Raw genomic sequence first — 24,215 nt, 5'->3', positions numbered from 1 at the left:
TGCCGTGCCCCAGAGCCCCTGGGCCGCGGCAGGGGTTTCCGACTTCGACGAGACGCTGTATCAGGCGATCCTCCACCAGCCCGACGCGGGCGTCACCGGCTGGTCGGAACTGCTCCGCACCTCCCCCTCCCGCATCCGCCGCGGCTGCGCCCGCCTCCTGCGCCTCGGCCTCCTCCAGGCCCCCGACTCCACGGGCGGACTCCGCCCCGTCGACCCCCGCATCGCCGTACGGGCCCTCATCCGCAAACGCGAAACCGAATCCGAACTCCTCGCCGCCACCGCCGACGACCTGGCCAAGGTCTACGCGGCCGGGGCGCTGCGGGCCGAACCGTCCGGCCTGATCGAAGTGGTCCACGGCGAAAGCGCCAACGCGGCACGGCTGGAAGAGCTGTACGCCCGGGCCGAACACGACATCTGCCTCTTCGACTCCCCGCCCTACCTCGCCCCGCTCACCCCGCAAGTCGACCTCCAGAGCGAGGTGCTGCGCCGCGGCGTCGCCTACCGCACGATCTACTCCGTCTCCTCCCTGGAGACGCCCCAACTCCTCAGCTACGCCGAGGGCATGGTCGCCCTCGGCGAACAGGCCCGGGTCCTCCCCACCGTCCCCATGAAGCTGCTACTCATCGACGGCCGCTCCGCGATGCTGCCCCTGACCAGCACCGACGCGGGCCCCGGCTACTGCGCCGTCATCGTCCGCCACTCCGCCCTCACGGACGCCCTGCGGACCCTCTTCGAAACCCTGTGGCAGCAGGCCACCCCCCTGAGCGGCGTACGCGACGAGAGCCCCGAAGGCCTCACCGAGGCGGACCGCAACCTGGTGGGCCTGCTGGCGGTGGGCATGAAGGACGAGGCGATAGCCCGCCACCTGGGCATAAGCCTGCGCACCCTGCGCCGCCGCATCAGCACCCTCCAACACCGCCTGGGCGCGAGAGGCCGCTTCCAAGCCGGAGCCCGAGCCGCCCACCGAGGCTGGACCTGACCCCGACACGAGGCTTCCCCCTACCCCGCCCCTCCCCGAAACCGGGGAACACCCCCGGCCCCCCGCAAAACCCGGCCCGGTTCCGCCGCGCCCCGACATAGAGACGACGCCGAGCACTGGCCCCCTGGCGCGCGGCCCGACCCCAACCAGGCCCGAAAGCCCACCCGAGCCCCCAGACCCCGGGGGCAGCCCCCAGCCCACCACCGGACGCCAACCACCACCCCACCCCGCCGCCAGGACACGGACCGAGGGCCGGGACCGCCACGCACCCCGAACCCGGAGCTGGGACGCGTACACACAGGCCCAGCACGCGGGCACGCGGCCCGAGACGCAGACCCGGAGCCGAAACGCAGGCAAGGAGCCAGGGCGCGGGCCCAGAGCCGAAACGCAAGCCCGGAGCCAGAGCGCGGGCCCAGAGCCAGAGCGCGGGCGCGGCGCTCATCCCCCGCGCCCTGTGGGGGTCCGGGGGCTTGCCCCCGGTTTCGGGAAGGGGCGGGGTGGGGGAGAGGCACCCCTACCGCCACTGCGTCGTCGCCCCGCCCACCCGCGGCACCACCGCCTCCACCTTCTCCCGGATCTCCCGCATCACCGCCACGATCCGCTCCTCCCGCCCCTCCCCCACAAGCCGAGCCGTCGGCACCGAGCAGCTGATCGCGTCCACCGCCGGCACCTCGTACCGCAGGGCGAAGCCGAAGCCCACGATGCCGGTGACACCCTCCTCGCGGTCCACCGCGTAGCCGCGTTCCCGGGTGCGGGCCAGGTCGGCGACCAGGGAGGCCCGGTCCCGGTGGGTTCTCGGGGTCAGCGGCTCCAAGGGCCCGTCCGGCAACGGGAGTTCACCGTCGGGGCGCTCGGCGAGCAGCGCCTTGCCGAGGGCCCCGGCGTACGAGGGAAGGCGGCGGCCCACCCGGCTGAAGGGCCGCAGGTACTCGTGCGACTCTCGGGTGGCGAGGTAGACGACGTCGCCACCGTCCAGCCGGGCGAAGTGGATGGTCTCACCGAGGGCGTCGGACGCCTCGTCCAGGTAGGGCCGGGCCGCCCGCACCCGCGGATCGCTGTCGAGGTAGCTCGTCCCCGTCAGCAGGGCCCGGATGCCGATGCCGTACAGCGAGCCGGTGACATCCGTACGTACCCAGCCGCGGTCGATCAGGGTCTGGAGCAGCGCGTACATGCTGCTGCGCGGCACGTCCAGCTCCTCGGCCAGCTCCCGGAGCCGCGCGGGGTGGTCGCCACGGGCCGCGAGCACTTCGAGGAGCTGCACCGTGCGGCCCGCAGACTTCACTTCGCGTACGCCACCGGTTTCCGCCATGGGTCGCATCGTAATCCGCGGAAGACCACCGGCCCGCACCCACCTATTGACGCCCCCGCCTGCACATTCCTAACCTCTATCCTCATACGTAGACGCCATCTACATAGGGAGACGAGACATGACGGCCCTCACGGCCGATGCGGCCACGACGGCGGCCCGGCTGCGCGACGGGATGGCGAGCGGCGTGCTCTCGTTCCCGCTGACAAGCTTCACCGGCGACAAAGACGGCAAAGGCAACAACAACAGCGGCGCGGCCACGCTCGACCTGCCCGCCTTCCGCGACTACCTCGCGGCGCAGATCGAGACCGCCCCGGGCGCGATCTTCCCGGCGTGCGGCACCGGAGAGTTCTTCTCCCTGGACGAGGACGAGTACCGCGAGGTCATCACCGCGGCCGTCCGCGAGGCCGACGGCCGGCTCCCGGTCGTCGCGGGCATCGGCTACGGCTGGGCGCAGGCGGCACGGTTCGCCAGGATCGCGGAGGAGGCGGGCGCGGACGCCGCGCTCGTGCTACCGCACTACCTGGTCAAGGGCCCGCAGTCGGGGCTGGTCGAGCAGGTCCGGCAGATCGCCGCCCGCACAAGGCTGCCGCTGATCGCCTACCAGCGCGACCAGGTCGCCTTCACCATCGACAGCCTGCGCGAGCTGACCCAGATCCCCGGCGTCATCGGCCTGAAGGACGGGCACAGCGACCTCGACCGGCTGCAGCGCCTGAAGCTGGCCGCGCCGGACGACTTCCTGTTCTTCAACGGCGCCGCGACCGCCGAGGTCCAGGCCCGCCCGTACGCCAGCATCGGCATCACCGCGTACTCCTCGGCCGTCCACGCCTTCGCCCCCGAGATCGCGAACGCCTTCTTCACCGCCCAGCGCGACGGCGACGACGCGACGGTGGAGCGGCTGCTGCGCGACTTCTACGTACCCCTGGTCGAGCTGCGCGACCGCGTCCCCGGCTACGCCGTTTCGCTGGTCAAGGCCGCGGCGCGGCTGCGCGGGCGGCCGGTCGGCCCGGTCCGCGCACCGCTCGCCGACCCCGGCCCGGACGATCTGGCCGACCTCGATGCCCTTCTGACCACCGGACTCGACCTCGTGGGAGCCGCACGATGACGCAGACGACCGACCGGAACGACCGGAACAACACCACCGGTACGACCATCACCGAGGTACGGCTGACGCCCATCCTCGTCGCCGACCCGCCACTGCTGAACACCCAGGGCGTCCACCAGCCCTACACCCCCCGGCTGATCATCGAGGTGGTCACCGAGAACGGGACGACCGGCATCGGCGAGACGTACGGCGACACCAAGTACCTCGACCTGGCCCGCCCGCTGGCCGAGAAGCTGCCCGGGCACAGCGTCACCGACCTGAACGGGCTCTTCATCCTCGCCGACGAGGTCGCGGTGGACGCGGCACGGGTCGAGAACTCGGTCGACGTCGGGGGCCTGCGCGGCGTCCAGACGGCGGACAAGCTGCGGCTGTCGATCGTCTCCGGCTTCGAGGTGGCCTGTCTGGACGCCTGGGGCAAGGCGACGGGCCTGCCGGTGCACGCACTGCTCGGCGGCAAGATCCGCGACCGCGTCGAGTACAGCGCGTACCTCTTCTACCGCTGGGCCGACCACCCGGACGGCGTCGCCTGTGAGCCCGACGACTGGGACGCGGCCGTCGACCCGGCCGGGGTCGTCGCGCAGGCCGAGCGCTTCTCCCGCGACTACGGCTTCACGTCCTTCAAGCTCAAGGGCGGCGTCTTCGAACCGGACCAGGAGATCGCCGCGATCCGCGCCCTGGCCGAGCGCTTCCCCGGCCAGCCGATGCGTCTGGACCCCAACGGCGCCTGGTCCGTGCCCACGTCGCTGCACGTGGCCGAGGAGCTGCGGGACGTCCTGGAGTACCTGGAGGACCCGACCAGCGGTACGCCCGGGATGGCCGAGGTCGCCGGGGCCGCGGGTGTCCCGCTGGCCACCAACATGTGTGTGACGACCTTCGGCGAGATCCGCGAGGCGTTCACCAAGGGCGCGGTGCAGGTCGTCCTCTCCGACCACCACTACTGGGGCGGGCTGCGCAACACCCGCGAACTGGCCGCCATCTGCCGCACCTTCGGCGTCGGCCTGTCCATGCACTCCAACACCCACCTGGGCATCAGCCTGGCCGCCATGACGCATGTCGCGGCCACCGTGCCCAACCTGGACTACGCCTGCGACAGCCACTACCCGTGGCAGACCGAGGACGTGATCACCGAGCGCCTCACCTTCCGCGATGGCCGTCTCGACGTGTCCGACGCCCCCGGGCTCGGCGTCGAGCTCGACCGTGACCGGCTCGCCGTACTGCACCAGCGCTGGCTGGACGACGACGGCACGATGCGCGACCGCGACGACGCCGCCGCGATGCGCGTCGCCGACCCGGAGTGGCAGACCCCGCCCATCCCCCGCTGGTAGCCCCCTTCTCCTCAGTCCGGTCCGGGCCGCCGAGAGGGCGACCCGGACCGGGCTCTTGACGTTGAACCGATTCATCGCTTCCATCGTGACCGCACCCCACGCCTGGGAGCGCTCCCAGGCGCACACCCCCACACCCTCCGCGAGAGGACCCCCTCCCATGCACAGACCGCTGGGCAGACTGTTAGCGCTTGTCATGGCCACGTCCTTATGCATCCTGGGCCTGAGCCTGGCCACCACCTCGGCCCACGCCGCCGCCCCCGCCGCTCCCGCGAAAATCCTCGGCAACGGCTCGGTGACCGACCCGAACATCGTCTACACCGGCCGCTGGGACCTCAGCTCCGCCACCGCCGCCGTCCCCAACTGGACCGGTGGCTACCTCCAGACCGCCTTCACCGGGACGACGGTGAAGGTCAAGGCCCGCAACGCGGTGAACTTCTACGCCAGCGTCGACGGCGGCGCCGACGTCTTCTACGCGGGCGTCAAGGGCACCGTCAACCTCACCGCGACGCCACTCCCCCAGGGCACGCACACCCTCCGCGTCTCCTACCGCTCCGGCGACACCGTCTTCCAGGGCCTGGTCCTCGACGCGGGCGCGGGCACCACGGCGCCCCGCGTACCGTCCAAGCTCATCGAGTTCGTCGGCGACTCCATCACCGCCGGTGCCCTCACCGACCGGCTCGCGCTCGACTCGTACGGCTGGAAGACCGGCGAACAACTCGGCATGCGCCACACCCAGATCGCCCGCGCGGGCTACTGCCTGGTCGGCAAGGACGGCTGCGTGGGCCTGGCCACCCAGTTCTTCAAGACGGCCTCCACCGGCGACCAGAGCTGGGACTTCTCCCGCTACCAGGCGAACGCCGTCGTCATCAACCTGGGCACCAACGACGTGGGGCACAGCGTCACCGGACCCGAGTTCCAGTCGGCGTACACCGCCCTCCTCCGCGACATCCGGGCGAAGTACCCGAACGCCGCCCTCTTCGCCGTCCAGACCCTCAAGAAGCGCTACCTGACGGAGACCAAGGCAGCCGTGAGCGCGCGCAACGCGGCGGGCGACGCCAAGGTGACGTACGTCGACACCAGCGGCTGGCTGACCGACGGCACGGACTACGAGGACGGCAACGGCCACCCGAACGAGGCGGGCCACACCAAGTTCGCGAACCGCCTGGCCCCGATCATCAGCGCCAAGCTGGGCACAGCCGGCGTGAAGGCCGCCGCCCCCGGCCAGCCGGGCGACCCCAACATCAAGTTCAGCGGCCGCTGGGACACCACGACCTCCGCCACCGCCTACACCCCCTACTGGGCGGGCGCCTACTTCCGCACCGGCTTCACCGGCCGCACCGTCAAGCTCAAGCAGCGGAACGCGATCGACCTATGGGCCAGCATCGACGGCGGCCCCGCCACCTTCTACGACGAGGCCAAGGGCACGGTGAACCTCACCCCCACCCCGCTGGCCGCCGGAAACCACACCCTCCAGATCAACTACCAGGTCATCGCGGGCAGTTATCACGGCGACGCGGTCTTCCAGGGCCTGACCCTCGACAGCGGCGCCACCACCTTCGCCCCGACCGCCCCGAAGAAGCTGATCGAGTTCGTCGGCGACTCCATCACCGTCGGCACCACCACCTCCCAGAACGCCCGCACCGCCTACGGCTGGCTCATCGGCGAACGCCTCGGCGCCGACCACACCCAGATCGCCCAGGGCGGCGCCGCACTCGTCGACACAGCCGACGACCGGATGAGCCTGGAGCAGCAGTTCACCAAGCTCAACCCCAACGCCACCACACCCACCTGGGACTTCTCCCGCTACCAGGCCAACGCCGTCGTCATCAACCTGGGCACCAACGACGTGGGACGCGGCGTGAGTTCGGCCCAGTTCCAGGCGTCGTACACCAGCCTCCTCCGCAAGGTCCGCACCGCCTACCCGAACGCCTGGATCTTCGCCCTGCGCACCTTCAGCGGCCGCTTCGGCACCGAGACCCAGACCGCCGTCACCGCCTTCGCCGACGCCAGGACCTCCTACGTCGACACCACCGGCTGGCTGACCACCGGCGACCTCTCCGACTCCGTCCACCCCAACGACCAGGGCCACCGCACCATCACCACCCACCTGGCCCCGATCATCTCCGCCAAGCTCGGCTAGGCCCTGTCCGCCGACGGCGTCGCGCGTGGAAACCTGTCGAGTGGAGCGCGGGCCCAAAAACCTGCGGCCATGGGGTGTGAGCCCCTGCTATGGTGCGCCGATGGCATCGGTCAAGCAGGTCCAAGTCACCTTTGACTGCGCGGAACCTGAGCGCGTCGCGCGCTTTTGGTGCGAGGTGTTGGGGTACGTCGTACCAACGCCACCGGAGGGGTTCGCCACGTGGGACGACTTCGATCGCTCTCTGCCGCCTGAGCGGCAGGGTGCGGCGTTCGCGTGCGGTGATCCCGCAGGCGTGGGCCCGCGACTGTTCTTCCAGCGCGTCCCCGAAGGCAAGGTCGTCAAGAATCGGGTGCATCTTTGCGTGCGCGTCGGCACCGGGCTCGTTGGCGACGAGCGCCTCGCCACGCTCGAAGCCGAGTGCGCACGACTGGTCGCGCTCGGCGCGGTACACGAGCGAACGATGTATGCCGATGGCCACGATGAGTCGTGCATCGTGATGCAGGACATCGAGGGCAACGAGTTCTGTCTCGACTGATCGCCCACAGCTCGTCGCCTACGGTTCGCCCATGACTCCTGAGACGCTGGACCGGTTACGTCCCTTCCGTGAGCGGGCGATCGCCCAGGGCATCCCCGCCGACGACGTGGAGCGGTGGATGACCACCGCCCGCCCCTGCGCTGCGCTGACGCAGGACAGGAACGCGGATGGCGCCGGGCCGGTCGTCGGCCGATTCGGCGGTCCGCTCCTGCTTCCCGCCGATACCCCGGACCCCTTCGCCCCCTTCGTCGCCTCCATCGACCTCGCGGCCCTGCCCGCCGACGCGACGGACCTCCCCCTGCCTCCCAACGGCCAACTCCTGCTGTTCGCCCTCCCCGAGCGCAGCGACGACTACTCACCCATGGGCAGCGTGGTGTACGTCCCCGCCGGTACGGCCGTGGAGGAGCGGGACAGGCATTCCTGGAACGAGGACGAGGACGACGAATATCGCGAGATGTTCGAGGACTTCCCTCAGGGCCGCCTGCGGGCGACGCCCGATGTGTCCCTGCCCTACCACGGGGCGGCCACGTCCTCCGAGGCCCCGGGGTGCGCACCGCTCCCCAGGCATCCCCGCTCCGTGGAACTGGCCAAGATATGGGAACGCCTCCAGGCTGATGCCCACCACCCCACCGGGAGGGATTTCCAGATCGGCGGATACGCCGATGAGGAGGCCGTCTACACCGACCCGGTCGCGACTGCCGTGCACAGGGCACTGAAGGCGGTGGAAGCGGGTCTCTGGGAGGGACCGGTCTCGGATAACGTCGAGGACTGGGTACTCCTCGCCGACTGGTACTGCGGCGTAGGCGGCTGGGAAAGCTCCACCGTCCACTGGGTGATCCAACGCGAGGACCTGTCCGCCCAGCGCTTCGACCGCGCGTACACCGACGTCTTCTGGAACCCCTGACCTGGGCCCTGCTAGTCGTCTCCTGCCTCGCGTTCCACCTCTGTCCGCAGGGCATCCCGCACGGGATCGGTCAGGGCCCATGAATGACTGCCAGGGTGGTTCTGGTGGAAGTAGCACACGCACTCGTCGTCGTCAGGCGACAGCACCTCACACGACGGCATGCGGACGAAGTTGTGCTCGCCGCTGTCCCACATGAGCCAGATGGCCGTGTCGTCGTCCCAGATGTGGTGCGCATGCAGGGTGTCGCTGTGCTCTCCCAGCTCGCACAGGGCGTACGGGCCGTCGGCCAGCAGGGTGCACGTTAATTCTTTGGGCGGGCAGCTCGATGTCAGTAGTTCCACTGCTGCTTCTCCGATCGGTAGAGGCAACAGCGCAGTGCATTGCAGCACGTCAGGTCTTCCTCACGAAAAGGGCCCCGCCCCACGCTGCGGGGGTCAGCGGAGGACGGGGCGGATCTGGGTTAGAGCTTGCCGGTAGCAGCAAGCGTGATGATCAAAGCGCAGACGACATAAACGCCGACATGAACAGATGCCTCGGCGAACCAGCGAAGGAGGCGCATCACGCCACTCCCTCCCACAGCTCCATCGGCGAGATCACGTTCTCAGGGCGGGTAACCCACTCCTTGCCGCCGTTCAGCGGCCTCAGGAATGCGAGCCGAACCGCCACCTTCGGAAGATGCCCCGGCTGGCTGCCGTCGATGTAGTCCAGCACGTCCATCAGCGTCCCTATGCGGCCAGTCGCGCGGTCCCGCACCGTGTGTCCGATGGCGTGCTGCACACGTCCCACCGAGGACTTCGTGACGGTGCGACTCATCCTGATGTCTCAGTGGCCGGTGTTGGCCTTACCGAGTCATCCTCGCTGTCAGGCACCGGCAGCCGCAGTCCGCGTGATTCAGCGACTCTGAGAGCATCCCTGAGACATTCAGCGAGACGGGCCCCGGCGTACCTCAGCTCTCTGTCCGCTGCCTTCGGGTCGTTCAGCACTTCGCGGGCATGCTTGAGGACTTCCGCCCCCATTCTAAGCTGCACGGATTCCATCTGGTCAGCGAGTCGAGACACGTACCCGCCCTCATCGTCCGTACTCAGCAAGCATGGCTTACCGTCGTCCGTCGTCCAGGGGAGTAATCGGGGCACGTGTCCCGTCGAAACGTCGGCAAGATTCTGCCGTCGCTGTCGGTCGCCTTCCGTCCTCTGCATGGATTCGGCCCCTTTGCCGTCAGTTGGTAAGGGGACCGTACGAGCAAACAGTACATCAATCCACATGCGCAGAGTGATAGTTCAGCAAGATGGTGCGCAGAACTACCACTCTCCGCAGTAGCTAGCCAGCAATGTCGAGATGAGCTGCCATGCTCCGCATCTCTTCCGTCAGCATCCGCTTACGGGCCTTGAGAATGTCTTCCATCACGCGCCGCGCCATGGGTTGGTGCGTAATCCACACGTCACCAGTTTCGCGGAGGCTGACAAGCTCATCCATGGCGTCTTGATGGGACCCAAGTAGAACGTGAGCCCGAGCAACGTCCAGCCGATGACGGCCCCAGTTGTTCGTACTCAAGCGACCGAAGTTCTTCACGGCTTTGGGGCTGAGCGGGCCTTCGTCAGCCCGGCGCAGAACACCGCGCGCATCACCGACAAGCGCTAGGTCCTCAACAGCCTTCGCCTCAGCGGTCACAGGGCCGAATCCACCCCAATGCGACGGGAATTCGGCATGTTCGCGTTCCAGCGCGCCCCCAGCGGTAGCCGCCATGCGTCGGGCATGCGTCGCCTCGTCCTGTCGGTTGTTCCTCAGGGCGGCAGCGGCCACCCTGAGCCACAGCTCCCCCCAGACGGCAAGCTGCGCGGGTGTCGCCCGAGACATACGCGGCTCGATTTCCGCTGCCGTCTGCGCTGCAAGGTGTTCGCTCTCGTCAAAGCGGTCTTGCCGGAGGAGCAACCAACACAGCCCAACAACCCCCGTTGAGGCCACCTGAGTTTGCCTCGTTTCACAAGCAAGCCGGATCGCCTCAGCGAGTGCGTAATAGGCCATGTCGTATTGCCGTACCTGCGTCAGGTACTTCCCCGTGAGCAACAGCGCATGAGACCGCGCGATCATCGCGTGTTGCTGCTCTTCACCCTCAAGGGTGGACACGGCGGCCTCAGAGGAACGCAGCAAGTCGGGGAGCTTCCGCGCAACGGACGTGTACCGGTCGGCCTGGTAGAGCGCGTGACCATCCTGTACGCGCTGCCGGATGCTGGACGGGTCCTCAGCCTCACCAGGCTCCGTCAAGGGCGCAGCGAGCCCAATAGGGGGCATGAGGGCACGCCTCAGCTCAGCCAGGTAGCGCCGGTTCGCCTCATCCTGCGGGCCGACAACCGGCTCAGGCGCCTCGCTGGCGAACAGGGAAGAAGTGGAGACCCCCAGCGCGGCGGCAAGGGCAGCAAGGGTGTCCATGGACACGTGCCCACCCTGCTCGACCTTACGGACTGTGCTGAGTGAGAGATCAGCCTCTTCGGCCAGCCCCTCTTGTGTCAGTCCTGCGGTGCGCCGGAGCCTCTTGATGTTGTCTGCCAAACCTGCGGACATCAGCACTCACCTCACGTCAACGGTACCCCCGTGTCAGCTGCACAACGCGACTTCGACGATCCAGTCACACAGACTGACCGCACATCAGGACTCACAGAGGCCCCGCACCAGCCACCAGGAAGGCAGCAGGTACGGGACTTCAAGATCGCTGGCGTTACCAGCTAAGACGGAGTGGACCATTCCGGATACACTGCGATTGCGGTATACCGGCGTCCGCCCACCGCCCTCAGAGCCCTGCCGCAGGTCATCAGTCGGTCAATGGCCGGGCGCATCCGAAAGGACCTCAATGCCCTCCCGTGGGATTTCCGCTGGCTCGCCGGCCCCAGCATCCGTCAAAGCTGCCGCAAGACCTTCAGACAAACCACTCAGAGATTTCCGTAAGCCATGCCAGCCTCCTCGTCGAGCATTTCGACGTTGACGATTCACGTAAGCGGACATGTAAACCCCGGTTCCGCTGGACACTGCCGTGGAGCGCAGACCGGATATGTCGTCCGAACCCATCCGCAAGGCCATCAGTTCCTTCGCCCCACTCTCGCCGTGTATCAGCGACGCAGGGTTCCCGGAGCCGCAGATCTCGCCCGCCGTGCTCAGGAGGCCCTGCTCTAGCATGCGAAGCAACCCTGCCGACGAAGGGGACCGTCGTGGCCGAACACCGCGCCAGTGACAAGCCGCGAGCGCCCAAGCCCGCCACCGAATCGATGACGCTCCTGGTAGCCGGTGTGATCGTTCACGACAAGGAGCGGGACAGAGTGGTCCTTCTCCAGCGTGGCCCCAATGCCAAGTTCGCGCAGGGCATGTGGGACCTCCCGGTCGGCAAGAGCGAACCCGGCGAGCCCATCACGGAAACCGCCGTCCGGGAACTCCGCGAGGAAACCGGCCTCGTCGTGGACCCCAAGTCCCTCCGTGTCGCCCACGTCATTCACTGTGCCTGGGGTGTCGAAGCCCCAGGGGGCTTCCTCACGGTCGTGTTCGCCACCCACGAATGGACCGGTGAACCGATCAACGCGGAGCCCGGAAAGCATGCCCAGGTCCGTTGGGTGGACACCGGCGCCATTCCGGACGCGTTCGTATCGACAACCGGCAGTGCCCTCGCCCAGTACCTCAGCGGTGGCGCGCAGGTGTCCCTCGACGGCTGGGGCTGAGCGCCTGCGGCAGCGTGCCGCGGTCCGGCAACCTGCTGGGGCGTGGCACGCTCAGTTGTCGGGGGCCGTCTCGCGGAGGAACCGGGTCAGCAGGTCGGTGACCGCGCCGGGCCGTTCCAGGCCGGGCAGGTGGCCTGCCCAGGGCAGTTCCAGGTGGCGGGCGCCGGGGATCCGGTCCGCCAGGTGGGCGGCGATCTCGCGGAAGTCCGGCAGGTCATGCGCGCCCGATACGGCCGGGCAGGGCGCCTCGATCCGCGAGAGGTCGACCCGCGCCTCAGCGGGGGCGAATTCGGTCGTCAGCTGCATCTCGAAGGCGTGCCGCTGCATCCGGCGGACGCGCTCCCTGACCTCGTCACCGGCCTCCGGTCCCAGCCATGTCGACACGTTCAGCTCGACGGCTGCCGCGAGGTCCCCGGCCTCGAACAGCGCCTCCTCCCGTTCGGCGAAGGACCGCAGCGCGGAGCCGGGCGCGTGTCCGGGCAGCGCGGAGCAGAGCAGCACCAGGGCCGTGACGGCGTCCGGGCGGATTGCCGCGATTTCCAGGGCAACCTGGCCGCCGTACGAGGCGCCGACCAGTGCGGCCCGCTCGATGCCCAGGTGGTCCAGGAGGTCCATGACGTCCCCGGCGTCACCGTACGGGCGGTCCGCCACCGGGGAGTCGCCGAACCGTTCCTAGTGACTGAGCGGGAGTGAGTCCTGGTGCCAGGACTCGTGCTCAGCCGGGTGCTCCGAACGGTTGTGGGCACCCTGGTCGCCCGTTCGCTCCGCGTCCGGTGCCGGCGGATCGTGTCCGTGGTCCGGGAATTGGACACGTCCAGGGCGCCGACCGTGGAGTGGCGCAGCCGCATGGTGCCGGTGGTGCAGTCGGCGACGACGCCGGCGGCTCCGGGCAGTTGATCAGCCAGTACCGGCCTCTCTGATCGGCGTCCTGGTGTCTGGTTCGACGGTGGTGGACGTGCGGTGGCGCAGGCAGGCGCGTACGAAGTCGCCGATGACGGCATCGTTGTCGCCTGCGGGTGCCCATGCGACCCCGACCTGGCTGGGACTGACGCCGGTGACGGGACGGTAGGTCACGCCGGGGCGCTGGTAGAAGCGGGTGGTGGCCTCGGGGGTGAGGCTGACGCCGTAGCCATTGGCGATCGCGGTCAGCCATTCGTCCGGGTTGTTGGCGATGGCACCGATCTTGACGGGGCAGCCGTCACGTTCGTCGGTGGCCAGCCAGTAGTCGCGCCACCAGCCCGACTCGGTCGGGGTGGCCACGAACGGCTCGTCCCAGAGCTGACGGAAAGGAATCTCGGCAAGCTCCGCGAGCGGATGGGTAGCGGGGATGCCGACCCAGCGTGGCTCGGTGATCAGCACCTCTACCCGGAGCGCGTCCTGGCCGGGGAACGGCAACCGCAGCAGTGCCGCGTCCACCTGCCCGTCGGCCAGTCCCGCGGTGGGGTCGGACCAGTCGGTCTGCCGCATTTCCACCCGCCAGCCGGGGCGGCGCCGGGCGAACGAGCCGATGATCTCCTGGGTGCTCTCGTTGGCGGCGCTGGCCACGAATCCGACTCGCAGGACGTGGGAGGCGCGGCTGGAGGCGCCGCGCGTCTCGCGCAGTGCGATGTCCCAGTCCTCCAAGACGACCGGGACCCGCTCGGCCAGCACCCGCCCGGCTTCGGTGAGGGACATGCCCGTCCGGGAGCGGGTGAACAGCTCGACCCCCAGTTGCGTCTCCAGCTGCTTGACCTGCTTGGTCAGGGCCGGTTGGGAGATGAACAGCCGCTCTGCGGCCCGAGTCAGGTGCCCTTCCTCGGCGACGGCCACGAAGTAGCGCAGCAACCGGGTATCGATATCCATGCTGTCAGGTTATGAATGCAGGTATTAGACGTCCATGTCGTGGTTCAGCAGGATTGATCACGCAAGCAGGAACCAACCAGACGACCGAAAGAGTGGACATCATGAGCGACAAGACCTCGAAGATCGACGCCATCAACAAGTTCTTCGCGGCCTACGCCACCTACGACCTCGATGGCATGCGAGCGGTGCTGACGGACGATGTTGAGTGGACCATCCCGGGGCACCACGCGCTGTCGGGGACCAAGCACGGTGTGGAGGAGGTCGCGGCCTTCTTCACTCAGCTCGGCAAGGCCGGTTTCCAGGCCGAGCCGCTGTTCCTGGAGGCCAATGAGGAGTACGTCGTCGACATCCACCGCGGCTGGACCACCGAAGGGACGGGCAAGGTCGACACCACCTGGGCCCTGGTGTGGCACTTCAACCACGAGGGCAAGGTCGACCGGGTCATCAACCTCTCCGGCGACCAGCACCAGATGGACGCGTACGTCTGGAACAACTACACGCTGGCCCCGATCCCCGACCGGCTGGCCTGAACTAACCGTCCAAGACTCAACCCCGAACCTCGGTGTATGAAGACGGAGTTGGATTCCCTCGGCGGCCGGGGCCCGGCATGGTCGGTGTCAGAGCTGTGTCAGTCATACGTCAGGTCCGTCGGCGATGGTGGCCGCAGCAATCACCACGAAGGGACATCCGATGGATCAGACGGTGCCCATCCCGCACGGCCTCCCCATGGATCGCGATGCGGGCCCCTTCGACCCGCCCCGCGACATCACCCGGCTGCGCGAGGCCCGCCCCGTCAGCCCCATGGTCTTCCCCGACGGTCACCAGGGCTGGCTCGTCACCGGCTACGACGCGGTCCGCCGGGTCATGGGCGACGCCCGGTTCAGCTCCCGCCAGGACATCGGCATCCTCCACATGCCGTACGAAACCCCCGGCATACCCGGCGCTGCCGAACCGTCCCCGCAGGAGCCGGGCCTGTTCATCGCCATGGACCCGCCGGACCACACCCGGCTGCGGCGCATGCTCACCGGCGCCTTCACCGTCAAACGCATGAAGCAGCTCGAAGAGCACATCATCGACATCGCCGAGCGGCAACTGGACGAGCTGGCGCGCCTGACCCCGCCGGTCGACCTGGTCAAGGAGTTCACGCTGCCGGTGCCGTCGCTGGTGATCTGCGAAATGCTCGGCGTCCCCTACGCGGACCGGGAGACTTTCCAGGTCCACTCCGCCAAGGTCCTCGAAAAGGACGTGGCGCTCGACGAGAAGACGGCCGCGTACAACGGACTGACCACGTACCTGGCCGAACTGATCACGCGCAAACGCGCCACCCCCGGCGAAGACATGCTGTCCGACCTGGCCCGCCATGACGACCTCACCACCGAGGAGCTGGCCGGCATCGCCTTCCTGCTGCTGCTCGCGGGCCACGAGACCACCGCCAACATGCTGGCACTGGGCACCTTCGCGCTCCTGGAGCATCCCGAGCAGCTGGCCGAACTGCGCGCCGACCCGGATCTGCTCCCCGATGCCGTCGAGGAACTCCTGCGCTACCTGTCCATTGCCGACATCTTCTATCGCTACGCCACGGAGGACATCGAACTCGGCGGTGAGACGATCGGCAAGGGATCGACCGTCATCGTCTCGCTGCTGGCCGCCAACCGCGACCCCGAGCGCTTCGACAACCCCGACACCCTGGACATCCGCCGCAAGGCCCGCGGCCATCTGTCCTTCGGCCACGGCGTCCACCAATGCCTCGGCCAGCAACTGGCCCGCATCGAGATGCGCGCCGGTTTCGCCGGGCTGCTGCGTCGCTTCCCGACTCTCGAACTCGCCCTCCCTGCCGACGAGGTGAGACTCAGGACCGACATGAATGTCTACGGCGTCCACGAACTGCCGGTCACCTGGACGGACAGTCCGCCGTCCACCTGAGCCGTCCACCTGAGAGGATGACGCGACCACAACAGAAAGAGAGGGATGAGCATGATCATGCTCCTCTTGATCGCCGTCCTCGTGCTCGCCGTCGGGGGATGCGTCTGCGTCGTGTGGGCGGCGCGGGGTGGGCCGCGTTGGGTGCGTGGAGTGTCCAGGGCGACCCTGGCGTTGAGCGACGTGGCGAGCGCCGCGTCGAAGAGGAGCAACCGGAGTTCGAGCCGGAGCTCGGGGGACGACGGGGGCAGCTGAGCGCGGCGCGCGCGTCACTCTGACGACGCGGCTCGCAGCAGGCGGAGTTGGCCGATCTCGGTGACGTTCTTCATGAGTTCGGCGTTCACCCATCCGACCATATGGGCAACGGTGTACTGCGGGTCGCCCTCCCAGGGGAACGGGGCGGTGGCGTCCAGTTCGGCGTCGGTGAGCCCGTCGAGCACCGTCAGCCAGTCGTCGCGCAGGCCGCGCAGCCACGCGACAGAAGCCGCCCCCGGCCCCGGCCATAGGATGTCGGTCCGCTTCCGGGGCGCCCGCCCGTGCGCGTGGTCGAGGGTGACGCTCCACCACCAGCCGATGTGCCAGCTCACCCAGCCGATCGTGGGCACCGGAACGGGGTCGGGTTCGGTATCGGCCCAGTCCGGCGCCCAGGTGCCGTCGGAGGTCCGGCGCATCGTCCAGCAGAGGGGCACGGGCTCCCAGAGGAAGTCCTCGGGTTCGAGCCTCTCCAGGTGATACTCGAAAAGCGACCAGGTCAGGTCGGACTGCCAGCGCAGCAGGTCACGTCGGGAAGCTGAGGGAACACTCATCGTCCGACCCTGACACGCCGTCACGCACTTCGGGAATCGATTAACACTCCTTGACACCTCCGATGTATGGGCCTACTTTCCTGGCGCCACGTCAGGTCTGGACCTTTACAGGAGGGGACATGCGCAGACGGACACTGCTCGGCGGCGCGGCCGCGACCGGGTTGGGGGTGACAGGCCTCGGCCTGTCAGCGGCGCCCGCACAGGCCTCGCCCATCGGGTCGGGGTGGACGGAGATCGACCCCGGGTACACCGTCCATCAGCCACCGGACACGACCCGCCACACGTACGACAGCTCCACCGGGGAGCACCACTTCTGGGTCTACGACACCGATCCGAGCACCTTCCCGGGGCAGGACTCCGGGCCCCGCAGCGAGCTACGGTTCAAGAACGACTACACCTCCGGTCAGGCGCAGTTCGAGTGCGACATGACGGTGAAGTCGTCCGCCCACCAGGTCTGCGTCATGCAGATCTTCGGCGCCGCGACACAGGCGACGGCGTTCATGGCCCTGGCCATGAACAACAACAGCCTCGCGTACTACGGCAAGACCGACCAGGTCATCTACCGTCCGATCTACGACACCGCCCTGCGGCTGAACGTCGTGCACGACACCGCCGCGGGCGCGGTGCACGTCTTCGTCAACCGGGAATTCCAGGTCACCTTCAAGGACCACGGCGCGGGGACGCACTACTTCAAGTGCGGTCTGTACGGGCGGGAGGGGATGTCCGCGCGCTCCGACTGCTATGTGCGGAACGTTCACATTTACCGCAAGTAGCACCGCCGCCCTCAGGGAGCTGTAGCCCGGGCGTCCCGCAGGAAGAGGCGGTGGAGGTCGCGGACGGCGCGCGGGACGGAGGCGGCGCGGCGGCGCTGGAGGACCAGCAGGACATCGGTGTCCGCGCCCACGAGCGGGCGGTGGGTGATGAGCCCGCCGCGCTCCAGCGGATCGTCGATGACGCTGAAGTCGGGCAGCACGGTGGCGCCGAGCCCCTCGGCGACCATCAGCTTGCCCATCTCGGCGCCGTCGGTGGAGTACGAGAAGGAGGGGGCGCGGCCGTCGAGGAGGCGGTGGATATAGCGGTGCATGACGTAACCGGCCCGCATGACGATCAGCGGTTCGTCCTCGCCCAGCAGGTCCGCCGGGCTGACCGCCGGGCGGGCCGCGAGCGGGCTGTCGGGACGTACGCAGACGACGGGGCGGCCGCGCAGCAGCTCGGTGGTCTGGAAGTCCGGCGGCAGGTCGTCGCCCTGGAGGTAGTTGACCAGGCCCAGGTCGAGGCTGCCCTCCAGCAGCGCCCGGTGGATGTCGGTCTGCTGGGCGCCGACCACCTCCACCTGGGTCACCGGATGTGTCTCGCGGAAGGCACGGATGACCGGGATGAGCAGCGGGACCGTCGCGGTGTTGACCGTGCCGAGCCGGATCATGCGGCTCACCCGGTGCTGGTCACCGGCCGCGTCGCGCAGCCGGTCCACCGCCTCGATGACGCCGGTGATGTGCGGCAGCAGCTCCCGTCCCTCGTCGCTGATCTTCGCCCCGGAACGCTTGCGCTCCAGGAGTTCCACACCGAGTTCACGTTCGAGGTTGCGGACGGTCTCGCTGAGCGCGGGCTGGGACAGGTGCAGCTCCTCGGCGGCCCGGCGCAGGGAGCCGAGCCGGGTGACCGCGGCGAGGTATTCGAGCTGTTCGATCCGCACAGCAGCAGAATGACCGCACCCGGGAGCCGGGTGCAAGGGATTCCCTATGACGACCTCATGAATACCGACTCACTCTCCGGCCGGGACCCCGGGTAGGCTCGAACCCAGGTGCTCGGCATTTCCGCAGCACAGCCCGTGTCCGGGATATGAAATCCGGACCCGGTCTTCTTGACCGGGTGGACACCCCACTGGTTGGATCGGTGACATGAAGCGACAGGACCTCACGCGGCGACGCCACGTCGACCTTGCGCGTGTCTCCAGCGCGTCCTGTCGCTGTCGGGCCTGAGCGACCGCGACGGAACTTTTCCGCGTCGCCCTCCTCTCTCCATTCTGATCGGCCGCAGGTCCTCGTCCTGCCGCCATTTCTGTGTCACCCGCTCCTCGCGCATGACGGCCTGACCATCTGACCGTCGGCCGATTTCCGCGTGCGCCTGAATTCCCCGCCAGGCGCTGATTCGCCATGCCCGTATGCACATTCCGGGAGTTCCCCATGCCCGCAGAACCCCTCGCCGAATTCCGCAACGACCCGCTCCAGTTCGCCTATTGGGTGCCCAATGTCAGCGGCGGTCTGGTCACCAGCACCATCGAGCAGCGCACCGACTGGGGCTACGACTACAACCGCGAGCTGGCCGTGCTCGCCGAGAACAGCGGCTTCGACTACGCCCTCAGCCAGGTGCGGTACATGGCCAGCTACGGCGCCGAGTACCAGCACGAGTCGACCAGCTTCAGCCTCGCGCTGCTGCTCGCCACCGAGCGGCTGAAGGTCATCGCCGCCGTCCACCCCGGGCTGTGGCATCCGGGCGTCCTGGCCAAGCTGGGCGCCACCGCCGACCAGCTGTCCAGCGGGCGGTTCGCGGTGAACGTCGTCAGCGGCTGGTTCAAGGGCGAGTTCACCGCGCTCGGCGAACCGTGGCTGGAGCACGACGAGCGCTACCGCCGCTCCGAGGAGTTCATCAGCGCGCTGCGCTCGATCTGGACCGAGGACCACGCCGAGCTGGCCGGGGACTTCTACCGCATCCGTGACTTCTCGCTCAAGCCCAAGCCCCTGAACAGCGCGGAGCGCCCGCATCCGGAGATCTTCCAGGGCGGCAACTCCAGCGCGGCCCGCGCCATGGCCGGCCGGGTCTCCGACTGGTACTTCAGCAACGGCAAGGACTTCGACGGCGTCACCGAGCAGATCCGGGACGTACGCGCCTCCGCCGCCACCGTCGGCCGCCCGGCACCCCGCTTCGGGCTCAACGCGTTCCTCATCGCCCGCGACACCGAGGCGGAGGCCCGCGACACGCTGCGCGAGATCGTCGCCAAGGCCAACGGCGACGCCGTGGACGGCTTCCGCGACGCGGTGCGGCAGGCGGGGCAGTCCACCGCCGACGGCAAGGGCATGTGGCAGGACTCCTCGTTCGAGGACCTGGTGCAGTACAACGACGGTTTCCGTACGGGGCTGATCGGCACCCCCGAGCAGATCGCCGAGCGCATCGTCGCCTACAAGCGGCTCGGCGTCGATCTGTTCCTCCTCGGCTTCCTGCACTACCTGGAGGAGGTCGAGTACTTCGGCAAGCGCGTGCTGCCGCTGGTGCGCGAGCTGGAGGCGCAGCAGCCGGACGCCGAGCCCGCGCCCGCCCGCGCCTGATCCCCGTACGTACGTCCGGAAGGGAACGCATATGAGCACCGCCACCCGCACCGACTGGCAGACCCTCCCCCGCCCCACCGACCCGGCCGGATGGATCGGGCGCGCCGCCGAGGTGGCCGGGGTGCTGGCCACCGACGCGGCCGCCCGCGACAAGGCGGGCGCCACCCCGTACGCCGAGGTGCGGCTGCTGAAGGACGCGGGCCTGGTCACCCTCCTCGGCCCCGCCGAGCACGGGGGCGGCGGCCAGGACTGGAGCACCGCGTACCGCGTGGTCCGGGAGGTCGCCAAGGCCGACGGCTCCCTCGGCCAGCTGCTCGGCTACCACTATCTGTGGAACTGGGCCGCCCGGCTGGTCGGCACCCGTGAGCAGTGGGAGCAGGTCGAGGCCGACGCGGCCCGGAACCAGTGGTTCTTCGGTGGCGCCGTCAACCCGCGCGACTCCGACGTGGTCGTCCGGGACGAGGGCGACACCATCACCTTCACCGGCCACAAGTCCTTCTCCACCGGCAGCAGGGTCTCCGACGTCACCGTCCTGGAGGGTGTCTTCGAGGGCACCGACCGCCATGTCTTCGCCATCGTCCCCTCCGACAGCCAGGGGCTGACCTTCCACGACGACTGGGACAACATCGGCCAGCGGCTCACCGAGAGCGGCAGCGTCACGCTCGACGGTGTCCGCGTCCCCTGGGCGTCCGCCGCGGGATACGTGGACAAGGAGTTCCGGCCCCGCGTCTACAACACGCTCAACGTGCCGACGATCCAGCTGGTCTTCGTCAGCTTCTACCTGGGCATCGCGGCCGGTGCGCTGGACACCGCAGCCGTCTACACCCGCGCCAAGTCCCGGTCCTGGCTGCACGGCGGTTTCGACACGGCGGTCGACGAGCCGCATGTGATCGACACCTACGGCGATCTCACGGCCAAGCTGTGGGCGGCCGAGGCGCTCGCGGACGCCGTGGCGGCCGAGGGGCAGCGGCTGCACGAGGACCCGGACGCGGTCACCGAGCAGGACCGCGGCGAGTTCGAGGTCCGGGTGGCCGCGGTGAAGGCGCGGGCGACCGATGTCGCCCTGGAGGTCACCAGCCGCATCTTCGAGGTCACCGGGGCCCGTTCGACCGCCGCCGCCGAGGGCCTGGACCGCTTCTGGCGCAACGTCCGCACCCACACCCTGCACGATCCGGTGGCCTACAAGCGCCGCGAGGTGGGCCGCCATGTGCTGACCGCCGAACTCCCGGAGCCCACCTGGTACTCCTGACCGCCCGCCGCACCGCCCGCCACGTAACCGAAAGGGGCCACCATGGCCACCATCCTGTCGCTCTCCGGCTCCCCGTCCGCCACCTCCCGCACCGGTCGGCTGCTGCGCCACCTCGACGCCCGGCTCGCCGAGCAGGGCCATGAGGTGATCCCGCTCGACGTGCGCACCCTTTCGGCCACCGCGCTGCTCGGCGCCGACTTCGGACATCCGGACATCGTCCGGGCCAAGGCGCTCGTCGAGCAGGCGGACGGGGTCGTCGTCGGCACCCCCGTCTACAAGGCCGCCTACTCCGGGCTGCTGAAGTCGCTGCTGGATCTGCTGCCGCAGTACGCGCTGGCGGGCAAGACCGTGCTGCCGCTGGCCACCGGCGGCACCACGGCCCACGTGCTGGCCATCGACTACGCGCTGCGGCCGGTGCTGTCCTCGATGGGCGCCGCGCACATCGTGCAGGGCTGGTTCACGCTCGACAAGGACATCACCGCCACCCCGGACGGCGGGGTGACCGTGGCGCCGGGCGCGGCCGAGGCGCTGGAGCAGGTCGTCGACCAGTTCTCGGTGGCGCTGGGTCATCGGCCCGTGCTCGCGGCGGCGAGCTGACGGCCGCCATGCCTTCCCCTACCGAGGCCCGTCCCGAAGCCGCGCACCGCGTCGCCGACGACGCGGAGGCGCTGGATTTGGCCGCGAAGCTCGCCGAGGAGTTCCGTACGGGCGCGGCCGGGCGCGACGCGGACCGCACCCTGCCGCGCGCCGAGCTGGACCGGCTGTCCGCGTCCGGGCTGCTGGCGATCACCGTGCCGGGCGAGCACGGTGGCGCGGATGTCTCGGCGCTCACCCTCGCCGAGGTGTTCCGGCTGCTGGCCGCGGCCGACGCCAGCCTCGCCCAGATCCCGCAGAGCCACTTCGTGTACGTCCAAGTGCTGCGCCGTCAGGGGACCCCGGACCAGCAGGCGTTCTTCTTCGCGGAGGTGGTGGCAGGACGGCGGTTCGGCAACGCCCAGTCGGAGGCGGGCACGAAGCACATCCAGGACATCCGCACCCGCCTGGAGCCCCGCGCCGACGGCTCGTACACCCTGACCGGCGTCAAGCACTACTCCACGGGCGCGCTGTTCGCCGACTGGATTCCGGTGCTGGCGCGCGGCAACAACGAGGAGCTGTACGTGGCGTACGTGCCACGGGAGGCGCCGGGCGTGACGGTGGTGGACGACTGGGACGGCATGGGGCAGCGTACGACCGCCAGTGGCACCGTACGGCTGGAGGGCGTGGACGTGCCCGCCGACCGCGTGGTGCCGCACCACCTCACCTTCCGTGGCCCCCAACTCCACGGCGCGGTGGCCCAGTTGCTGCACGCCGCCATCGACGTGGGGATCGCGTCGGGCGCGCTCGCGGAGGCGGTGGCGTTCGTCCGTACCAAGAGCCGTCCGTGGTTCGAGAGCGGCTTCGAGACGGCCGCCGAGGACCCGCTGCTCATCCAGCGCTTCGGTGAACTGGCCATCCAGGTGCGGGCAGCCGAGGCGCTGCTGTCCGCCGCCGCGCGGGCGGTGGACGCCGCCCGCGCGGATCTCACCGACGACACCGCGGCCGAGGCGTCGATCGCCGTGGCCACCGCGAAGGTGTCGGCGGCCGCCGCGGCGGTGGAGGCGGGCAGCGCGCTCTTCGAGGTGTCCGGCACCCGCTCGGCGCTGGACTCCCTCAACCTCCACCGCCACTGGCGGGACGCCCGCACCCACACCCTGCACGACCCGCCCCGCTGGAAGGTCCAGCACATCGGCCGCTACGTGCTGAACGGCACCGCCCCGCCCCGGCACGGCCTGCTGTAACACCCGCAAGACCCCCCTCAAGAAACACCCCTGATCGGAGCCGCAACCATGTCTCTCACCTTCCACTGGTTCCTGCCCACCAACGGCGACAGCCGTCATGTCGTCGGCGGCGGCCACGGGACGCCCGTCACCGCGGCCGGTGGCGACCGTCCGCCGTCCGTCGGCTACCTCAGCCAGATCGCCCGCGCCGCCGAGGACCTGGGCTTCGTCGGGGCGCTGACGCCGACCGGGGCATGGTGCGAGGACGCGTGGCTGACGACCGCGATGGTCAGCCAGCACACCGAGCGGCTGAAGTTCCTGGTGGCGTTCCGGCCGGGGTTCGTCTCCCCCACGCTCGCCGCGCAGATGGCCTCGACGTACCAGCGGCAGACCGGCGGACGGCTGCTGCTGAACGTGGTCACCGGTGGCGAGAGCCATGAGCAGCGGGCCTACGGGGACTTCCTCGACAAGGAGGCGCGCTACCGGCGCACCGGTGAGTTCCTGGAGGTCGTGCGCGGGCTGTGGGACGGCAAGACGGTGGATCTGGCGGGCGAACACCTCCAGGTGGCGGACGCCTCCCTGGCCCGGCTGCCCGACCCGGTGCCGGAGGTGTACTTCGGCGGCTCCTCCCCCATCGCCGGTGAGGTGGCGGCCCGCCACGCGGATGTGTACCTCACCTGGGGCGAGCCGCCCGCCCAGGTCGCGGAGAAGATCGCCTGGGTCCGGGGTCTCGCGGCCAAGGAGGGCCGCAAGGTCCGCTTCGGCATCCGGCTGCACGTCATCACCCGCGACACCAGCGAGCAGGCGTGGGCGGAGGCGCGGCGGCTGCTGGACGGCTTCGACCCGGAGACGGTGAAGTCCGTACAGCAGGGGCTCGCGCGCAGCGAGTCCGAGGGGCAGCGGCGCATGCTCTCGCTGCACGGCGGTGGCCGGGACGGGCTGGAGATCCACCCCAACCTGTGGGCGGGCATCGGCCTGGTGCGCGGCGGGGCCGGTACGGCGCTGGTCGGCAGCCACGCGGAGGTGGCGGAGCGGATCGCCGAGTACCAGCGGATCGGGATCGACGAGTTCGTGCTGTCCGGCTACCCGCACCTGGAGGAGGCGTACTGGTTCGGCGAGGGCGTGCTGCCGCGTCTGCGGCAGCAGGGGCTGTGGTCCCACCCGGCGGGCGCCACCGCCACCCCGCAGCCCGCCGCCCAGGTGCCCTTCGCGGCATCCGGGAGCCGATGACGGCCCAGGTGATCGCCACCGGGGCCGAGGCGCCCCGGGTGGCGGCGAAGCCGG

25 protein-coding genes and 2 pseudogenes are annotated in these 24,215 nt (G+C 69.4%); 17 read left to right on the top strand and 10 right to left on the bottom strand.

The genetic code is table 11. From position 1 onward, the window contains the following. Window positions 1–4: 4 nt before the first annotated feature. A complete protein-coding gene (locus ABZ370_RS30240) occupies window positions 5–979 on the top strand; it encodes a LuxR C-terminal-related transcriptional regulator (protein WP_358626871.1) in 975 nt (324 codons plus the stop codon). 514 nt (window positions 980–1,493) lie between these two features. Here the strand turns inward: ABZ370_RS30240 and ABZ370_RS30235 are convergent. Next, entirely contained in the window at window positions 1,494–2,288 is a 795-nt protein-coding gene (locus ABZ370_RS30235) for an IclR family transcriptional regulator (RefSeq protein WP_358626869.1), read from the bottom strand. A gap of 118 nt (window positions 2,289–2,406) precedes the next feature. Here ABZ370_RS30235 and ABZ370_RS30230 point away from each other — a divergent pair, with 118 nt between their 5' ends. From ABZ370_RS30230 to ABZ370_RS30210, 5 genes are all read left to right on the top strand, one after another. Next, on the top strand, window positions 2,407–3,390 hold the full coding sequence (locus tag ABZ370_RS30230) for a 5-dehydro-4-deoxyglucarate dehydratase (RefSeq protein ID WP_358626867.1): 984 nt from the start codon (window positions 2,407–2,409) through the stop codon (window positions 3,388–3,390). Continuing rightward, on the top strand, window positions 3,387–4,715 hold the full coding sequence (locus ABZ370_RS30225; RefSeq protein WP_358626865.1) for a glucarate dehydratase family protein: 1,329 nt from the start codon (window positions 3,387–3,389) through the stop codon (window positions 4,713–4,715). The genes ABZ370_RS30230 and ABZ370_RS30225 overlap by 4 nt, the downstream gene beginning before the upstream one ends. 193 nt (window positions 4,716–4,908) lie before the next feature. Continuing rightward, window positions 4,909–6,855: a GDSL-type esterase/lipase family protein gene (locus ABZ370_RS30220; protein WP_358626863.1), complete on the top strand. Its 1,947-nt coding sequence runs from the start codon at window positions 4,909–4,911 to the stop codon at window positions 6,853–6,855. Between the two features lie 100 nt (window positions 6,856–6,955). Next, window positions 6,956–7,390 (top strand): VOC family protein, encoded by a 435-nt coding sequence (locus ABZ370_RS30215; protein ID WP_358626861.1) that lies wholly within the window; start codon window positions 6,956–6,958, stop codon window positions 7,388–7,390. Window positions 7,391–7,421: 31 nt separating this feature from the next. Beyond that, window positions 7,422–8,294 (top strand): DUF1963 domain-containing protein, encoded by an 873-nt coding sequence (locus tag ABZ370_RS30210; protein WP_358626859.1) that lies wholly within the window; start codon window positions 7,422–7,424, stop codon window positions 8,292–8,294. 11 nt (window positions 8,295–8,305) lie between these two features. On the opposite strand, the gene ABZ370_RS30205 is transcribed toward ABZ370_RS30210, so the two are convergent. The 4 genes from ABZ370_RS30205 to ABZ370_RS30190 form a co-directional block, all read right to left on the bottom strand. Continuing rightward, window positions 8,306–8,635, bottom strand: a complete 330-nt coding sequence (locus tag ABZ370_RS30205; protein ID WP_358626857.1) for a hypothetical protein — start codon at window positions 8,633–8,635, stop codon at window positions 8,306–8,308. Window positions 8,636–8,852: 217 nt separating this feature from the next. Further along, window positions 8,853–9,107, bottom strand: a complete 255-nt coding sequence (locus tag ABZ370_RS30200) for a hypothetical protein (RefSeq protein ID WP_358626855.1) — start codon at window positions 9,105–9,107, stop codon at window positions 8,853–8,855. Continuing rightward, the gene (locus tag ABZ370_RS30195) at window positions 9,104–9,490 is read right to left on the bottom strand and encodes a hypothetical protein (protein WP_358626853.1); all 387 of its coding nucleotides are present in this window, start codon (window positions 9,488–9,490) and stop codon (window positions 9,104–9,106) included. Before ABZ370_RS30195 ends, ABZ370_RS30200 begins: the two co-directional genes overlap by 4 nt. 121 nt (window positions 9,491–9,611) lie before the next feature. Beyond that, complete coding sequence (locus ABZ370_RS30190) at window positions 9,612–10,853, bottom strand: helix-turn-helix transcriptional regulator (protein WP_358626851.1); 1,242 nt, start codon at window positions 10,851–10,853, stop codon at window positions 9,612–9,614. Between the two features lie 698 nt (window positions 10,854–11,551). On the opposite strand from ABZ370_RS30190, the gene ABZ370_RS30185 reads away from it, so the two are divergent. Then, window positions 11,552–11,995 (top strand): NUDIX domain-containing protein, encoded by a 444-nt coding sequence (locus tag ABZ370_RS30185; protein WP_358626952.1) that lies wholly within the window; start codon window positions 11,552–11,554, stop codon window positions 11,993–11,995. A 51-nt stretch (window positions 11,996–12,046) separates the two neighbouring features. On the opposite strand, the pseudogene ABZ370_RS30180 reads toward ABZ370_RS30185, so the two are convergent. The 3 genes and pseudogenes from ABZ370_RS30180 to ABZ370_RS30170 form a co-directional block, all read right to left on the bottom strand. Next, window positions 12,047–12,649, bottom strand: a pseudogene (locus ABZ370_RS30180) (alpha/beta fold hydrolase); the annotation flags it as partial. Window positions 12,650–12,667: 18 nt separating this feature from the next. Next, window positions 12,668–12,800, bottom strand: a pseudogene (locus ABZ370_RS30175) (transposase); the annotation flags it as partial. 92 nt (window positions 12,801–12,892) lie between these two features. After that, a complete protein-coding gene (locus ABZ370_RS30170; protein WP_358626849.1) occupies window positions 12,893–13,837 on the bottom strand; it encodes a LysR family transcriptional regulator in 945 nt (314 codons plus the stop codon). A 101-nt stretch (window positions 13,838–13,938) separates the two neighbouring features. Between ABZ370_RS30170 and ABZ370_RS30165 the strand changes: the two genes are divergently transcribed. From ABZ370_RS30165 to ABZ370_RS30155, 3 genes are all read left to right on the top strand, one after another. Next, window positions 13,939–14,367 (top strand): nuclear transport factor 2 family protein, encoded by a 429-nt coding sequence (locus ABZ370_RS30165; protein WP_358626847.1) that lies wholly within the window; start codon window positions 13,939–13,941, stop codon window positions 14,365–14,367. A gap of 160 nt (window positions 14,368–14,527) precedes the next feature. After that, window positions 14,528–15,760 carry a cytochrome P450 gene (locus ABZ370_RS30160; protein WP_358626846.1) on the top strand — a complete coding sequence of 411 codons (1,233 nt, stop codon included), beginning with the start codon at window positions 14,528–14,530 and terminating at the stop codon, window positions 15,758–15,760. 51 nt (window positions 15,761–15,811) lie between these two features. Then, the gene (locus ABZ370_RS30155; RefSeq protein ID WP_358626845.1) at window positions 15,812–16,012 is read left to right on the top strand and encodes a hypothetical protein; all 201 of its coding nucleotides are present in this window, start codon (window positions 15,812–15,814) and stop codon (window positions 16,010–16,012) included. A 14-nt stretch (window positions 16,013–16,026) separates the two neighbouring features. Here ABZ370_RS30155 and ABZ370_RS30150 read toward each other — a convergent pair whose 3' ends face one another. Then, window positions 16,027–16,563 carry a DinB family protein gene (locus ABZ370_RS30150; RefSeq protein ID WP_358626843.1) on the bottom strand — a complete coding sequence of 179 codons (537 nt, stop codon included), beginning with the start codon at window positions 16,561–16,563 and terminating at the stop codon, window positions 16,027–16,029. Between the two features lie 119 nt (window positions 16,564–16,682). On the opposite strand from ABZ370_RS30150, the gene ABZ370_RS30145 reads away from it, so the two are divergent. Then, a complete protein-coding gene (locus ABZ370_RS30145; protein ID WP_358626841.1) occupies window positions 16,683–17,336 on the top strand; it encodes a polysaccharide lyase family 7 protein in 654 nt (217 codons plus the stop codon). Window positions 17,337–17,347: 11 nt separating this feature from the next. Here ABZ370_RS30145 and ABZ370_RS30140 read toward each other — a convergent pair whose 3' ends face one another. After that, window positions 17,348–18,256, bottom strand: coding sequence for a LysR family transcriptional regulator (locus tag ABZ370_RS30140; RefSeq protein ID WP_358626839.1), 909 nt, complete (start codon window positions 18,254–18,256; stop codon window positions 17,348–17,350). A gap of 205 nt (window positions 18,257–18,461) precedes the next feature. Between ABZ370_RS30140 and ABZ370_RS30135 the strand changes: the two genes are divergently transcribed. The 6 genes from ABZ370_RS30135 (at window position 18,462) to ABZ370_RS30110 (ending at window position 24,161) form a co-directional block, all read left to right on the top strand. Further along, a complete protein-coding gene (locus tag ABZ370_RS30135; RefSeq protein ID WP_358626950.1) occupies window positions 18,462–18,542 on the top strand; it encodes a putative leader peptide in 81 nt (26 codons plus the stop codon). Between the two features lie 204 nt (window positions 18,543–18,746). Beyond that, complete coding sequence (gene sfnG, locus ABZ370_RS30130; protein WP_358626837.1) at window positions 18,747–19,886, top strand: dimethylsulfone monooxygenase SfnG; 1,140 nt, start codon at window positions 18,747–18,749, stop codon at window positions 19,884–19,886. Between the two features lie 31 nt (window positions 19,887–19,917). After that, window positions 19,918–21,135, top strand: a complete 1,218-nt coding sequence (locus tag ABZ370_RS30125; RefSeq protein WP_358626835.1) for an acyl-CoA dehydrogenase family protein — start codon at window positions 19,918–19,920, stop codon at window positions 21,133–21,135. 42 nt (window positions 21,136–21,177) lie between these two features. Continuing rightward, window positions 21,178–21,732 (top strand): NADPH-dependent FMN reductase, encoded by a 555-nt coding sequence (gene ssuE, locus ABZ370_RS30120; RefSeq protein WP_358626833.1) that lies wholly within the window; start codon window positions 21,178–21,180, stop codon window positions 21,730–21,732. Between the two features lie 8 nt (window positions 21,733–21,740). Continuing rightward, window positions 21,741–22,952 (top strand): SfnB family sulfur acquisition oxidoreductase, encoded by a 1,212-nt coding sequence (locus ABZ370_RS30115; RefSeq protein WP_358626831.1) that lies wholly within the window; start codon window positions 21,741–21,743, stop codon window positions 22,950–22,952. A 48-nt stretch (window positions 22,953–23,000) separates the two neighbouring features. After that, window positions 23,001–24,161, top strand: a complete 1,161-nt coding sequence (locus ABZ370_RS30110) for an LLM class flavin-dependent oxidoreductase (RefSeq protein WP_358626829.1) — start codon at window positions 23,001–23,003, stop codon at window positions 24,159–24,161. Window positions 24,162–24,215 lie beyond the last annotated feature (54 nt).

The organism is Streptomyces sp. NPDC005962 (genome assembly GCF_040629205.1).
In the GTDB taxonomy this organism is placed as follows: Bacteria; Actinomycetota; Actinomycetes; order Streptomycetales; family Streptomycetaceae; genus Streptomyces.
Note: the sequence above shows the minus strand (reverse complement) of the source record. Positions and strands in the feature narration are given on the sequence as shown.